Origin of the sequence: Burkholderia sp. JP2-270 (assembly GCF_003233675.1) — a bacterium.
Lineage (GTDB): Bacteria > Pseudomonadota > Gammaproteobacteria > Burkholderiales > Burkholderiaceae > Burkholderia > Burkholderia pyrrocinia_C.
In genome coordinates, this window is record NZ_CP029824.1 from 3635786 (window position 1) to 3650189 (window position 14404).

15 protein-coding genes are annotated in these 14404 nt (G+C 67.2%); 2 read left to right on the top strand and 13 right to left on the bottom strand.

The window, feature by feature from the left end; all coding sequences use genetic code 11:
- Positions 1-233 precede the first annotated feature (233 nt).
- Genes rfbD through rfbB form a run of 4 tightly spaced genes read right to left on the bottom strand, consistent with a single transcriptional unit; the run spans position 234 to position 3628 of the window.
- A complete protein-coding gene (gene rfbD, locus DM992_RS17240) occupies positions 234-1133 on the bottom strand; it encodes a dTDP-4-dehydrorhamnose reductase (RefSeq protein ID WP_111017698.1) in 900 nt (299 codons plus the stop codon).
- Positions 1126-1677 carry a dTDP-4-dehydrorhamnose 3,5-epimerase gene (gene rfbC, locus DM992_RS17245; RefSeq protein WP_111017699.1) on the bottom strand — a complete coding sequence of 184 codons (552 nt, stop codon included), beginning with the start codon at positions 1675-1677 and terminating at the stop codon, positions 1126-1128. The genes rfbD and rfbC overlap by 8 nt, the downstream gene beginning before the upstream one ends.
- Positions 1662-2555 carry a glucose-1-phosphate thymidylyltransferase RfbA gene (gene rfbA / locus DM992_RS17250; RefSeq protein WP_111017700.1) on the bottom strand — a complete coding sequence of 298 codons (894 nt, stop codon included), beginning with the start codon at positions 2553-2555 and terminating at the stop codon, positions 1662-1664. The genes rfbC and rfbA overlap by 16 nt, the downstream gene beginning before the upstream one ends.
- An 11-nt stretch (positions 2556-2566) precedes the next feature.
- On the bottom strand, positions 2567-3628 hold the full coding sequence (rfbB, locus tag DM992_RS17255) for a dTDP-glucose 4,6-dehydratase (protein WP_111017701.1): 1062 nt from the start codon (positions 3626-3628) through the stop codon (positions 2567-2569).
- A gap of 338 nt (positions 3629-3966) precedes the next feature.
- Here rfbB and DM992_RS17260 point away from each other — a divergent pair, with 338 nt between their 5' ends.
- Complete coding sequence (locus DM992_RS17260; protein WP_111017702.1) at positions 3967-4806, top strand: symmetrical bis(5'-nucleosyl)-tetraphosphatase; 840 nt, start codon at positions 3967-3969, stop codon at positions 4804-4806.
- 32 nt (positions 4807-4838) lie between these two features.
- Here the strand turns inward: DM992_RS17260 and DM992_RS17265 are convergent, their stop codons facing one another.
- The 8 genes from DM992_RS17265 to DM992_RS17300 form a co-directional block, all read right to left on the bottom strand.
- Positions 4839-5699, bottom strand: coding sequence for a lysophospholipid acyltransferase family protein (locus tag DM992_RS17265; protein ID WP_111017703.1), 861 nt, complete (start codon positions 5697-5699; stop codon positions 4839-4841).
- A 19-nt stretch (positions 5700-5718) separates the two neighbouring features.
- On the bottom strand, positions 5719-7008 hold the full coding sequence (locus tag DM992_RS17270; RefSeq protein WP_111017704.1) for a dihydroorotase: 1290 nt from the start codon (positions 7006-7008) through the stop codon (positions 5719-5721).
- Positions 7009-7060: 52 nt separating this feature from the next.
- Complete coding sequence (locus DM992_RS17275; RefSeq protein WP_027807413.1) at positions 7061-8092, bottom strand: aspartate carbamoyltransferase catalytic subunit; 1032 nt, start codon at positions 8090-8092, stop codon at positions 7061-7063.
- A gap of 74 nt (positions 8093-8166) precedes the next feature.
- Positions 8167-8682: a bifunctional pyr operon transcriptional regulator/uracil phosphoribosyltransferase PyrR gene (gene pyrR, locus DM992_RS17280; RefSeq protein ID WP_111017705.1), complete on the bottom strand. Its 516-nt coding sequence runs from the start codon at positions 8680-8682 to the stop codon at positions 8167-8169.
- Positions 8669-9118 carry a Holliday junction resolvase RuvX gene (gene ruvX / locus DM992_RS17285; protein ID WP_111017706.1) on the bottom strand — a complete coding sequence of 150 codons (450 nt, stop codon included), beginning with the start codon at positions 9116-9118 and terminating at the stop codon, positions 8669-8671. The genes pyrR and ruvX overlap by 14 nt, the downstream gene beginning before the upstream one ends.
- Positions 9115-9693: a YqgE/AlgH family protein gene (locus tag DM992_RS17290; RefSeq protein ID WP_006491354.1), complete on the bottom strand. Its 579-nt coding sequence runs from the start codon at positions 9691-9693 to the stop codon at positions 9115-9117. Before DM992_RS17290 ends, ruvX begins: the two co-directional genes overlap by 4 nt.
- A 182-nt stretch (positions 9694-9875) precedes the next feature.
- The gene (locus DM992_RS17295; protein WP_111017707.1) at positions 9876-11177 is read right to left on the bottom strand and encodes a hypothetical protein; all 1302 of its coding nucleotides are present in this window, start codon (positions 11175-11177) and stop codon (positions 9876-9878) included.
- Between the two features lie 104 nt (positions 11178-11281).
- Entirely contained in the window at positions 11282-11452 is a 171-nt protein-coding gene (locus DM992_RS17300; protein WP_004186709.1) for a rubredoxin, read from the bottom strand.
- 255 nt (positions 11453-11707) lie between these two features.
- Here DM992_RS17300 and DM992_RS17305 point away from each other — a divergent pair, with 255 nt between their 5' ends.
- Complete coding sequence (locus tag DM992_RS17305; protein ID WP_034182874.1) at positions 11708-12574, top strand: hydroxymethylpyrimidine/phosphomethylpyrimidine kinase; 867 nt, start codon at positions 11708-11710, stop codon at positions 12572-12574.
- A gap of 182 nt (positions 12575-12756) precedes the next feature.
- Here the strand turns inward: DM992_RS17305 and groL are convergent, their stop codons facing one another.
- Positions 12757-14397: a chaperonin GroEL gene (gene groL / locus DM992_RS17310; protein ID WP_031402778.1), complete on the bottom strand. Its 1641-nt coding sequence runs from the start codon at positions 14395-14397 to the stop codon at positions 12757-12759.
- Positions 14398-14404 lie beyond the last annotated feature (7 nt).

Genomic DNA, 14404 nt, shown 5'->3' on the forward strand with positions numbered 1-14404 from the left:
CCCGCACACGCCTGCAGCGCGATCATCCGGCCTCACCTCGGTCCTGATCGGCGGCAGGACTGCCGTGTCCGGCGATCGGACGTTACGGTCGGGCACCTCGACGTCGTCTAGCGTGCTGGAACAGTCGCGGCTGTCAAGCCAGGCGGCGTCCTCCCGCCCGGGAACAATCCTCCGCGACCGTCATCCAGGACTTCGCCCGCTTGACGGTCGGCACGCACCGGGCCGGACCGGGATCATTCGGCAAGACACAGCGCCAGCGCATCACGCCAGTCCGGCATCTGCAGTCCGAATGTCGCGGTCAGCTTGTCCAGCGCCAGTCTCGAGTTCACAGGCCGCTTCGCCGGCGTCGGATACTCGCTCGACGAGATCGGCACGACCTGCGGCGCGGGTGACGCCAACGCGGTCGCGAAGATGGCTTCGGCGAAACCGCACCACGACGTCGCGCCGGCCGACGTGAAGTGGTACACGCCGGAGCGCTGCGCCCACCAATCGTCCTCGGTCGACGCCGCGCCCTGCGCGACGATGTGCGCCGTGGCGGCCGCAATGGTCTTCGCCCAGGTGGGTGCGCCGACCTGATCCGCGACGACCCGCAACGCTGGCCGCTCGGCGCCCAGCTTCAGCATCGTCAGCAGGAAGTTCCTCCCGCGACGGCCATACACCCAGCTCGTTCGCAAGATCAAGTGCGCGCATCCCGTCGCCGCGATCGCCCGCTCGCCGTCAAGCTTCGTCGCGCCGTAGACGTTCGCGGGATTCGTCGCATCGGTTTCCACGTAAGCATCCGCTTTCGTGCCGTCGAACACGTAGTCGGTCGAGTAGTGAACCAGCGTGCCACCGCTGCGCGCCATTTCTTCCGCGAAGACACGCGGCACGTCGGCATTCAGGCGCCGCGCGGCGTCGAGGTCGGTCTCGGCCTTGTCCACTGCCGTATACGCGGCCGGATTGACGATCAGCGACGGCTTCACATCGCGCACGACGGCGCGTACGCGATCGAGATCGGACAGGTCGAGCATCGACCTGTCGCAAGGCACCACGCGGCCGAGCCCCTGTAGCGTCCGAAGCAACTCGAACCCGACCTGGCCGTTCACGCCCGTCACGAGGATCGTCGGTCCACGATTCACGCTGCCGTCACGCATAGACTTCGGCCTCGCTCAGGCGCTTGCCAGCCGCGTCCTTCGGCGCCAGCACCGGTTCGACGTCGATCGGCCACTCGATCCCGATTTCGGGGTCGTTCCACACGATGCAGCGCTCGTGCTCGGGGAACCAGTAGTCGGTCGTCTTGTACAGGAACTGCGCGGCATCGGACAGCACGACGAAGCCATGCGCGAAGCCGGGCGGAATCCACATCTGCCGATGGTTGTCGGCCGACAGCACGACGCCGACCCATTTGCCGAAATTCGGCGAATGCTTGCGGATATCGACCGCGACGTCGAATACCTCGCCCTCCACCACGCGCACCAGCTTGCCCTGCGCATGCTGCATCTGATAGTGCAGCCCGCGCAGCACTCCCTTCGACGAGCGCGAGTGATTGTCCTGGACGAATTCGATGCCCGGCTCCACCTGCTCGGCAAACTCGCGGGCATTGAAGCTCTCATAGAAATAGCCGCGCGCGTCGCCAAACACCTTCGGCTCCACGAGCTTGACCTCCGGCAACACCGTTGCCATTACTTGGATAGCCATGCCACCTGATTCGTAAGAAGGTTCCGAAGATACTGTCCGTATGCGTTCTTCGAAAGCGGCTGCGCCAGCTTCAGCACCTGTTCCGCATCGATCCATTGCTGGCGGTACGCGATTTCCTCGGGACACGCAACGACGAGCCCCTGCCGCTTCTGCAGCGTCGCGATGAAGGTCGCCGCTTCGATCAGTGAATCGTGGGTGCCCGTGTCGAGCCATGCATAGCCGCGCCCCATGATCTCGACGTTCAGTGCGCCATCCGCGAGATAGCGCGCGTTGACGTCGGTAATTTCCAGCTCACCGCGCGCCGACGGTTCGATGTCGGCGGCGATATTGCATACGCGGTTGTCGTAGAAATAGAGACCCGTGACCGCGTAGTTCGAACGCGGCTTCGCGGGCTTCTCTTCGATCGACAGCGCACGGAACGACTTGTCGAACTCGACGACACCATAACGCTCCGGGTCATGCACGTGATACGCAAACACCGTTGCGCCGGCTTCCTGCGCGTGCGCACGCTCGAGCTGCTTCGCCAGGTCGTGGCCGTAGAAGATGTTGTCGCCGAGGATCAGCGCCGACGGATCGTTGCCGACGAATTCCTTGCCGATGATGAACGCCTGCGCGAGACCGTCCGGCGACGGCTGCACCGCGTACCGGATGTTCATCCCCCACTGGCTGCCGTCGCCGAGCATCGATTCGAAGCGCGGCGTGTCCTGCGGCGTCGAAATGATCAGAACGTCTCGAATGCCCGAGATCATCAGCGTCGACAGCGGATAGTAGATCATCGGCTTGTCGTACACCGGCAAAAGCTGCTTCGATACGACGTGCGTGATCGGATACAGCCGTGTGCCGGAACCGCCGGCGAGAATGATGCCTTTGCGTGCCATCGTTTCTCTCCTCAAGCGCGTTTCGCGTAGTTGGTCTCGACCCATTTGCGGTACTCGCCCGACGCGACTTCGTCGGCCCAGGCCTGATTGTCGAGATACCAGTCGACCGTCTTCGCCAGACCGGTCTCGAATGTTTCCGCAGGCTTCCAGCCGAGCTCGCGCTCGAGCTTGCGCGCATCGATCGCATAGCGGCGATCGTGGCCGGGCCGATCCGTTACATAGGTGATCTGATCGCGGTACGAACCCGCGGCCTTCGGGCGGGCCTTGTCGAGCAGATCGCACAGCGTATGCACGACTTCGAGGTTCTTCTCCTCGTTCCAGCCGCCGACGTTGTATGTCTCGCCCGGCACGCCGCGTGCGAGCACCTCGCGAATCGCGCTGCAGTGATCGCCGACGTACAGCCAGTCGCGCACGTTCTGGCCATCGCCATACACCGGCAGCGGCTTGCCGGCGAGCGCATTCGCGATCATCAGCGGAATCAGCTTCTCGGGGAACTGGTACGGACCGTAGTTGTTCGAACAGTTCGTTGTCAACGTCGGCAGGCCATACGTATGATGGTATGCGCGCACCAGATGGTCAGAGCCCGCCTTCGTCGCGGAATATGGGCTGTTGGGCGCGTACGGCGTCGTCTCGGAGAATTGCGGGTCGGTGGCGGACAGCGAACCGAACACCTCGTCGGTCGACACGTGCAGGAAGCGGAATGCAGCCTTGTCCGCGTCGTTCAGGCCATTCCAGTATTGACGGGCCGCCTCGAGCAGCGTGAACGTACCGACGACATTGGTCTGCACGAAATCCGCGGGGCCGTGAATGGAACGATCGACGTGGCTCTCAGCTGCGAAATGGAGCACGGCACGCGGCTTGTGCTCGACGAACAGCGCATCGAGAGCATCACGGTCGCAGATATCGACACGTGCGAACACATGCTTCGGGTTCCCGTCCAACGACTTGAGCGTGCGGAGGTTCCCTGCATATGTCAGCTTGTCGACGTTGAGCACGGCCTCGTCGGAATCGCGCAGCCAGTCAAGTACAAAGTTGGCACCGATAAAACCCGCGCCGCCCGTAACCAGGATCATGAGGCTCCCTCTAGTAATGCGCGGCAGGCCCGTGCAACACCGGCCGCCTCAGATTCGTAGCAAGCAACCATGGTCGCTGCGCCAAGCCGGGAATTTTAACCGGTCGACATGGCCGCCAAAGTCATGAAATGCTAATTTTGTTCGGGAAAACGACAATTATAGGGAGCCGCGCCGCGCAAAAGCCATGCCGCTAACAACTTGATACAGCGCTCCGCACCCTTGCCGGAAATGAAATTTCCTGTCAAATAAAGAGCATTTCAGAGAATCGCAATCGCAAAAAAGCCGCCGAACGCCGAGTACTTTTCTTTCATCCAGGAAACCCGCAGGATTCGCCTCTCATGATCCGCCCCCCCATCGCCATCGGCGACATCCAAGGCTGTCATTCAGCTTTCCAGTCGCTGCTCGACCAGCTCTCGCCCGCCGCCGAAACCCCGCTCTGGATCGCCGGCGACATCGTCAACCGCGGGCCGGACTCCCTCGCCGCGCTGCGCACGCTGGTCGACCTCGGCCCGCGCGCGACCGCCGTACTCGGCAATCACGACCTCCACCTGCTCGCGGTCTCCGCCGGCCTGCGCACCGAACGCCCGGGCGACACCATCGGCGAGATCCTCGACGCGCCCGACGCCGAAGCGTTGCTCGAATGGGTCCGCCACCGCCCGTTCGTGCATGCGGAGAACGGGATGCTGCTCGTCCACGCGGGCGTGCTGCCGCAATGGGACGCCACGCTGGCACTCGAACTCGCCGACGAACTCCAGCGCGCGCTGCGCGCGCCCGACTGGCGCGAAACACTGCAAGGCCTGTACGGCAACGAGCCGAACCAGTGGAACCCGAACCTGAAGAAACGCGACCGGATGCGCGTCGCATTCAACGCGTTCACGCGCCTGCGCTTCTGCACACCCGACGGCGCGATGGAATTCAAGGCGAATGGCGGCCCCGCCAGCGCGCCGCCCGGCTACCTGCCGTGGTTCGACGTGCCGGGGCGCCGCACGGAGGACGTGACGGTCGTGTTCGGCCACTGGGCCGCGCTCGGCCTGATGCTGCGCGAGAACGTCGTCGCGCTCGATTCGGGATGCGTATGGGGAAACCAGTTGTCGGCCGTGCTGCTGACGGCCGATCCGGCGCAGCGCACGGTCACGCAGGTGCAGTGCGAAGCGTGCGGCGCGCCGGGCGGCGAGTGATTACGCGCCGAGGCGTCCGACCGGGAAGCGCCTTACCCCTCGCGCCCCGGCACCGGCTCGTCGGCCGCCGCCCCGTCGCCTGACGCGCCGGCGCCGAGCTCGGTCGCAGGATACGCATGCTTCGCCAGCTCCGCGAGCGACGCGGCCGACGGCTTGTCGACCTTCTCCTGCATCGACGCGAGCGCAGCCGCGATCGCATCGCGCGCCGCCGCCGACGTCGTGCGGCGGTCGCCGCCCGGCGCGATCGGTTCGCACACGTACAGATGCGCGACCAGCGGGCCGCCGCGCAGCACCATGTCGAGCGACTTGCCGAGTGACAGCTCGCCCGTGTAAGCCGGCGCAACCGACTGCCGCCGCTGCGCGTCCTCGTACATCAGGCAGATCGGCTGCACCGCGCAGCCGGCCGATACCGCAGCCTGGAACAGGTTCGCATGGAACGGCAGCAGGTCCTGCCCGTCGGACGTCGTCCCTTCCGGAAACACGCACATCAGCCCGCCGTTGCGCAGGCGCTCGGCCATCTCGTGCATGATCCGCATCGCCTCGGTGCGCTTCTCGCGCTGCAGGAACACGGTGTCGAGCCTCTCGGCGAGCCAGCCGACGACCGGCCACTGCCGCACCTCGGCCTTCGACACGAACGGCGTCGGCCGCCACGCGTTGACCGCATAGATGTCGAGCCACGACACGTGGTTGCCGACGACGAGCGCGTTCGCGTCGAGCCGCGCGCCGTCGTTATGGACGACGACGCGCATCCCGCAGATCCGCAGCATCTTGAGCGACCAGCGGCGCGTCATCTCGGCGCGGCGCGCGGGCGTGACGTGCGAAAAACGCAGCGCGACGATCGCCATGCCGCGCAACAGGTGAAAGACGAGACGCAGCTTGCGAAGAGCAATCATGGCGAGGGTCCGGCGTGGTTCAGTGGCGCTCGAACGCGATCTGTCCGGCGACGAGCGTCGCACGCACGCAGGCGGGCAGTTCGTAGCCGAGGAACGGCGAGTTGTGGCCCTGGCTCTTCAGCGCACGCGGCTCGACGCGCCAGTGCGCACGCGGGTCGAACACGCACAGGTCGGCCGCGCCGCCTTCGGCCAGACGGCCCGCCGGCAGCTTCAGCACGTCGGCCGGCGCGGACGTGATGCGGCGCAGCGCCTGCGCGAGCGGCGTGCGCGTCTCGTCCGCCCACTTCAGCGTCAGCGACAGCAGCAGCTCGAGCCCCGTCGCGCCGGGCGTCGCTTCGCCGAACGGCAGCAGCTTCTCGTCGTCGTCGACGGGCGTGTGGTCGGAGCAGATCGCGTCGATCGTGCCGTCTGCAAGCGCCACGCGGATCGCTTCGCGATCGCGTTCGCTGCGCAGCGGCGGGTCGAGCCGGAACTGCGAATCGAAATAGCCGATGTCGACGTCGATCAGGTGCAGGTGGTTCACGCCGACGTCGCAGGTCACGGGCAGCCCCTCGGCCTTCGCCGCGCGCACGAGCGCGAGGCCGGCCGCCGACGACAGCCGCGCGAGGTGCACGCGCGCGCCCGTCACGCGCATCAGTTCGAAGATCGTGTGCAGCGCGATCGTCTCGGCCGCGACCGGCACGCCGGACAGCCCGAGTCGCGACGCGAGCGCACCGCTCGCGGCGACGCCGCCGCGGCCGATGAAGGCGTCGAGCGGGCGCAGCCACGTGGTGTAGCCGTAGGTGCTCGCGTACTGCAGCGCACGCAGCAGCACCTGCGTGTCGCGCACCGGTACGTTGGCATGCGTGAAGCCGACGCAGCCGGACTCGGTCAGCGCGACCATCTCGGTGATCACTTCGCCCTTGAGGCCGACGGTCAGCGCGCCGAGCGGATGGACGTTCGCCTGGCGCAGGTTGCTCGCGCGGAACTTGAGCATCTCGACGAGGCCCGGCTCGTCGAGCACGGGATCGGTGTCCGGCGGGCACACGAGGGTCGTGACGCCGCCCGCGACGGCCGCGGCCATCTCGGACGCGAGCGTCGCCTTGTGCTCGTAGCCGGGCTCGCGCAGCCGCGCGCACAGGTCGACGAGGCCGGGCGCGACGATCAGGCCCGACGCGTCGATGGTCTTCGCGGCGTTGAAATCGGCCGGCGCCGCCGCGCCAGCCTCGGCGATCGCGGCGATCTTGCCGGCCGCGACGAATACGTCGGCCTGCCGCTCGGTGCCGGCGACCGGGTCGATCAGCGTGCCGCCTTTGATATGAATCTTCATGCGCTGTCTGTGAATGCGTTGATTGCGTGAATAAGGGTGCGCGAAAGCGGGCTCAGTCGTTGTTGCCGGCGACGATGCCCATCACCGCCATCCGCACGGCGATGCCGAACGTGACCTGGTTGAGGATCACCGACTGCGGACCGTCGGCGACCTGCGAATCGATCTCGACGCCGCGATTCATCGGGCCCGGGTGCATCACGATCGCGTCGGGCGCGGCGAGCGCGAGGCGCTCGGGCGTCAGGCCCCAGGTCTTGAAGTATTCCTGCGCGGACGGCAGCAGCGCGCCGCTCATCCGCTCGTTCTGCAGGCGCAGCATGATGATCACGTCGACGCCCTTCAGCCCTTCGTCGAGGTTGTGGAACACCTTGACGCCCATCTGCTCGAGGCCGCCCGGCAGCAGCGTGCGCGGGCCGATCGCGCGCACTTCCGGCACGCCGAGCGTGGTGAGCGCGTGAATGTCCGAGCGCGCGACGCGCGAATGGAGGATGTCGCCGACGATCGCCACGCGCAGCTTCGTGAAGTCGCGCTTGTAGTGACGGATCGTGTACATGTCGAGCAGGCCCTGCGTCGGGTGCGCATGGCGGCCGTCGCCGGCGTTGATCACGTGCACGTGCGGCGCGCAGTGCTCGGCGATCAGGTACGGCGCGCCGCTCGACGCGTGGCGCACGACGAACAGGTCGGCATGCATCGCCGACAGGTTGTTGATCGTGTCGAGCAGCGATTCGCCCTTGCTCGTCGACGATGCATTGATGTTCAGGTTCAGCACGTCGGCCGACAGGCGCGTCGCGGCGATCTCGAAGGTCGTGCGCGTGCGCGTCGAGTTCTCGAAGAACAGGTTGAAGACGGACTTGCCGCGCAGCAGCGGCACCTTCTTCACTTCACGGTCCGTCACGCTGACGAACTGCTCGGCCGTATCGAGAATGTGATTGACGATCGAGCGCGGCAGGCCCTCGATCGACAGCAGGTGCTTCAGCTCGCCGTTTTTCGTGAGCTGCGGGTTGCCCTTCAGGAAACCGTAGCGGAACCGGTCGGGGCTCGCGGCCGCCGCGGGATTGCCGGTGCGGCCAGTGGTGTCGGTGGTCATGGTGTGCGTGATTCCAACTATGCAAACGGGCCGCGGTGCAAACCAGCGGCCCGGGATACGGTTTCGCGTGTCGTTCAGGCGCCGTGCGCCTCGACGCCAAGCGTGAACTGCGCGGCATCGTCGCGCGCGAGCACGAGCGTCGCGCCGGCCGGCACGTCGAGCGCGCCGCCCGCGAAGCGCGCGGCGACCGGCAGCTCGCGGCCGCCGCGATCGGCGAGCACCGCGAGCTCGACCGCGGCCGGACGGCCGTAGTCGAACAGCTCGTTGAGCGCCGCGCGCACGGTGCGCCCGGTGTACAGCACGTCGTCGACGAGCACGATGCGCGCGCCGTCGACGTCGAACGGCAGCGACGTCGGGCTGGCCTGGCTGTGCAGCCCCTTCTTCGCGTAGTCGTCGCGATGCAGCGCGACGTTCACGACGCCGAACGCCGGCGCGCCGAGATCGCGCGCGAGGCGCTCGGCAAGCCACGCGCCGCCGCTGTAGATGCCGGCGAGCCGCGGGCCGCCCGGTTCGGCGAAAGCCGTGCCGTACGCGGCGCGGATCTGGTCGAGCAGGACGCGGTAAAGCGCCTCGGCGTCAATGGTGCTCATGGTCGGACAATTGATCGAGATACTGTTGAAGGATGACGCGCGCGGCTTCGGCATCGAGCATCTCGGCGCGTGCGCGGCCGCGCACGTTGCGCTCGCGCAGCCCGGCCTCGGCCTCGACCGACGAATAGCGCTCGTCGACCCACGTGACGGGCAGCCCGAAGCGGCCGTTCAGCTGGTTGCCGAAGCGCTTCGCCTGCTGCGTCATGTCGTGCGGCGTGCCGTCGAGATGCATCGGCAGGCCGACGACGAGCGCGTCCGGCCGCCATTCGGCCAGCAGGTCGCCGACCGCCTTGAAGCGGTGTTCGCGGTTCAGGTTCTGGATCACGACGAGCGCGCGGGCCGAGCGCGTCAGCGCATTGCCGATCGCGACCCCGATTCGCTTTTCGCCGTAGTCGAACGCCAGGAGCGTCGCATCGCGCGCGCTCGCGCCACTCATGCGTGCCCTGCTTCGCCGGACAGCATCGACGAGCTGACGCCGAGCAGGCCGAGCGCGGCTTCGAAGCGCTCCTCGGCCGGCGTGTCGAACACGATGCGCGGATCGGCGGCGACCGTCAGCCAGCCGTTGCGGGAAATTTCTTCCTCGAGCTGCCCCGCGCCCCAGCCCGCATGGCCGAGCGTCAGCAGGAAGCGCTTCGGGCCGGTGCCCGTCGCGACCGCCTCGAGCACGTCCTTCGACGTCGTCATCTCCAGCCCGCCGTCGACGGACATCGACGAGTTGTAGCTCGCGCCCTCGACCGGCTCGTGCAGCACGAAGCCGCGCTCGGTCTGGACCGGGCCGCCGAAGTACACGGGAATGTGCAGCAGCGGCTCGATGTCGAGCTTCAGGTCGATGCGGTTGAACAGCGATTCGAGGTCGATGTCGGTTGGACGATTGATGACGAGGCCGAGCGCACCGCGCTCGCTGTGATCGCAAAGGTAGACCACCGTTCCCGAGAACGTCGGATCGGCCATGTTCGGCATGGCGATCAGGAACTGGTTGGTGAGGTTGATGCGATCGGAAGGCTTTGACATGGTTTGAATTTTAGCAAAGACGCCGCGGCCTGACCGGGCCGCGATCAACAAGCAACGCCGCGCCGCGCTGGCAACGGCGCGCGCGGATCACACGGCACTCTAACACGCGCGCGGGCACTGTCGGCAGCGTGTTGCGGGCCCGTTCGGCAAGGGTCGCCACCGCGTGTCCGTCCCCTTGTTCGTCAGGTCCGGCCGAGCGCGGTGCCGAGCGCTTCGGACGCCGCGGTCAGGTCCGGCGGCGCGACGCCGGCCGCGATCTTCAACAGCGCCGCGCGCAACATGTCGGACGCGTGACCGTGCGCGTCGAGGCCGCCGTCGGCAAGCGGCACGCCGTGCGCGGCACGGCGCCACGCGAGGCCGAGCGTGTCGGCCAGCAGCGCCGCGTGGCCGAGCCCGAGCGCGCACGCGGCCGTACCGACCCGGTAGGCGGCGCCGGACGCTCGCCACGCGGCACTCGTGTCGGCCGCGGCCGGATCGGCCGCGAGGTCGGCCATCGACGCGTCCGCGGTCTGCAGGAAATCCTCGTACGCATGGGCATTGACGGTCACGACGCCGAGCGCACGGGTCGGCGCGACGGCAACCGCGTCGTGCTCGGCCCGCGCGGCATCGGCCTCCCACAGCGCTTCGGACGCCGGTGTGCCGGCGACGTGCCAGTCGACCGTCAGCCCGTAGTCGTGCAGTACGTCGACGAGCGCGACGTCCTCGGCCGCGGCGCCGAACAGCGCGAAATCGCGCCACAACAGCGCAACCGTCTCGCGCACGAGTTCGGGCGGCGCGCTGCGCAGGCCCTGCGCCTGCTCGCCGAGCAGCAGGTTCGTCCGCGCAAGAAATCGCTTCAATTCGGGCGCGCCGCTCGCGCGCAGCGCGCGCAGGCACGCGACCGCGAGCCGCCAGAAGTCGTACGGGCCATCGTCGGCCAGCGCGCCCTGCATCGCATCGAGTTCGTCGAGCGCCGCGTCGGGCGCGGCGCGCTGCGCACGCAGTACGCCGAGCAGCGCCTGCTCGTAGCGCGCGCGTATCCGGGTCGCGAACGCATCGGGCAGCGCGCGCAGCGTGGCCGGCGGCACCGCGCGGCCGACGAGCGCAAGCGCGTCGAGCGGCGCGCTCGCGCGCAGGTCGGCGGCGCTTTGCGCACGCAATGCACGGAAATGCTCGAAGAGAACAGGCGAGCACGCGAGCTCGCGCAGGTTGTGACGCCCGACGGCCGCGCGGAAATCGCGCAGCGCGGCACGCCAGCCGGCCGAAGTCGGCTCGACGGCGACGAGCGGCGCGGCGGCCGACAGTTGCCCGGCGAAACGCGCAGCCGGCAGCCAGCCGGCTTCCGCCAGCACGGCCGCGGCAGCGGACAGCGGCGCGGCCGCGTCGTCGTGCCGCTCGAATGCGTCGGCGGCCGCCGCAAGCCACGCGTCGGCCGCGCGCACGGCTCCGCCTCGCGGGTTGGGCAGTGCGTCAGGGAGGGGAACGTTCGCCGGATCGGACGTCATGGACACGCGCGCCTGTCATCGTCAAACCGCTCGCACGAAGCTCGGCGCGCGAGCGCCGGGCCGATGCGAGGCCGGAGCGGGGTGTCCGTGGGCTGAAGGTCCGGTCAGATCTGGACCATCTCGAAGTCTTCCTTGCGGGCGCCGCATTCGGGACACGTCCAGTTGATCGGGACGTCTTCCCAGCGCGTGCCCGGGGCAATGCCCTCTTCCGGCAGCCCGGCTTCTTCGTCGTAAATCCAGCCACAAATCAGGCACATCCAGCTCTTGTATTCCATCTTAAGCCGCGTCGGGAAAGTCGGTAAATTCGGGAGCCATGATGGTACCGTGTCGGGGCCGGACTGCCTAGCAATCGCGCTGGAGTCCGGCGACTACGTTGCGCTGCGCTAAAAAATCCGTCGTGCGGGCCGGATTCCGCCGCATAATGGCTGAAAAGTGCGGCCTGCCGGGCAACACAGGGCCGAGAATGCCCATTTCGCCTCGCCGTCCGCATCTCCGTCGCTTTTCCCGTTTTTCTCTTGCCCCATTTTTACATGTCCAGCAACGCCCCTCCGATCGTCCTCACCTTCGGCCTGTCCGATCCCACCGGCGGCTCCGGCCTCCAAGCCGATCTGATGACCCTGGCGAGCATGGGCTGTCACGGCGTATCCGTCCTGACGGGCTACACCGTGCGCGACTCGGCCGCCTGCGACGAAGTGACCGGCCTCGACCCCGACGTCGTCGCCGCCCAGGCGCGCATGCTGCTCGAGGACATGCCGGTCGCCGCGTTCAAGATCGGCGCGGCCACGCGCGCGGAAGTCGTCAGCGCGATCGCCGAAGTGGTCGCCGACTACGACGGCGTGCCGCTCGTGCTCGCACCGGACTTCACGCTCGACGACGAGCACGTGCTCGCGGCCGACGACCTGCGCGAATCGATCGCCGACCTGCTGGCGCCGCAGACGACGCTGCTGGTCGCCGACTACGCGACGCTGATCGCGCTCGCGCAGCCGGACGGCGACGCCGAGGCGCCGAATCTCGACGCGGCCGTGTCGCACCTGCTGTCGCAGGGCTGCGAGTACATCCTGTCGTCCGAAACGGGTTCGCACCGGCTCGTCAACACGCTGTACGGCGAGGAAGGCCAGCTCCGCGAGGACATGTGGGATCGCTCGCCGCACCGGCTGATGGGCATCACCGACACGCTCGGCGCGGCGATCGCGGCGCTGCTTGCGAACGGCCAGGAGCCGCCCGAGGCGGTCCGCGAGGCGCAGGAATACCTGTATCAGGCCGTGCGCGACGCGTTCCGGCCCGGCATGGGCGCGTACCTGCCCGACCGGTTCTTCTGGGCGCGCAGCAACGACGATGCGGATACGCCGCCGGCCACGAAGGTCGAACCGGTGCCGAGGACGTCGCACCGGCATTGAATCAGGCCGGGGCGGGCATGCCCGCCATCGCACGAGGCTCAGCCTCATCGGGTGCGACGCCCGGCCTGCTCACGCTTCCGATTTCCGCGTGCACATAAAAAAAGACCCGCATCGCTGCGGGTCTTTTCTTTTGGCTGGAACGCGCATCGCTGCGCGCTCCGGACACCATCGACCGAAGTCGATTACATGTCCATGCCCATGCCGCCCATGCCGCCCGGCATGCCGCCCGGCATCGGTGCATCTTCCTTCGGCAGTTCTGCAACGGCTGCGTCCGTCGTCAGCAGCAGGCCTGCAACCGAAGCTGCGTTCTGCAGTGCGGTGCGCGTGACCTTGGTCGGGTCGACGACGCCGGCTTCGACCATGTCGACGTACTCGCCCGTCGCTGCGTTGTAGCCGTAGTTGCCCTTGCCTGCAGCAACTGCCGCCACCACGACGCTGGCTTCTTCGCCGCCGTTCGTGACGATCTGGCGCAGCGGCTCTTCCATTGCGCGCAGCACGATCTTGATGCCGGCGTTCTGGTCGGCGTTCAGGCCGGTCAGGCCCGCGATCGCGGTGCGAGCGCGGATCAGCGCAACGCCGCCGCCTGCCACGATGCCTTCTTCCACAGCTGCGCGCGTTGCGTGCAGTGCGTCTTCGACACGTGCCTTCTTTTCCTTCATTTCGACTTCGGTCGCAGCGCCGACCTTGATCACTGCCACGCCGCCGGCCAGCTTGGCCACGCGCTCTTGCAGCTTTTCACGGTCGTAGTCCGACGTCGCTTCCTCGATCTGCGCGCGCACTTGCTTCACGCGTGCTTCGATGTTCACGGCTTCGCCTGCGCCGTCGATGATCGTCGTGTTTTCCTTGCCCACTTCGATACGCTTCGCCTGACCCAGTTCTGCCAGCGTTGCCTTCTCGAGCGTCAGGCCGGTTTCTTCCGCGACGACCTGACCGCCGGTCAGGATCGCGATGTCTTCCAGCATCGCCTTGCGACGATCGCCGAAGCCCGGTGCCTTGACCGCGACGGTCTTCAGGATGCCGCGGATGTTGTTGACGACCAGCGTTGCGAGCGCTTCGCCTTCGACGTCTTCAGCGATGATCAGCAGCGGACGGCCAGCCTTCGCGACTTGCTCGAGCACCGGCAGCAGATCGCGGATGTTCGACACCTTCTTGTCGTGCAGCAGCACGAACGGGTTGTCGAGGACGGCGACTTGCTTGTCCGGGTTGTTGATGAAGTACGGCGACAGGTAGCCGCGGTCGAACTGCATGCCTTCGACGACGTCGAGTTCGTCAGCCAGCGACTTGCCGTCTTCGACGGTGATCACGCCTTCCTTGCCGACCTTGTCCATCGCTTCAGCGATGCGATCGCCGATCGACGAATCGCTGTTCGCCGAGATCGAGCCGACCTGCGCGATTTCCTTGTTCGTCGTGCACGGCTTGCTGATCTTCTTCAGCTCTTCGACAGCCGCTGCGACTGCCTTGTCGATGCCGCGCTTCAGGTCCATCGGGTTCATGCCCGATGCGACGTACTTCATGCCTTCGCGGACGATCGATTGCGCGAGGACGGTTGCCGTCGTCGTGCCATCGCCTGCGTTGTCGCTGGTCTTGGAAGCAACTTCCTTGACCATTTGCGCGCCCATGTTCTGGAGCTTGTCCTTCAGCTCGATTTCCTTCGCGACCGACACACCGTCCTTGGTGACCGTCGGGCCGCCGAAGCTGCGCTCGAGCACGACGTTGCGGCCCTTCGGACCCAGCGTGACCTTGACTGCGTTGGCGAGAATGTTCACGCCTTCGACCATCTTCGAACGGGCGGAATCGCCGAATACGACGTCTTTAGCTGCCATCTTCTAA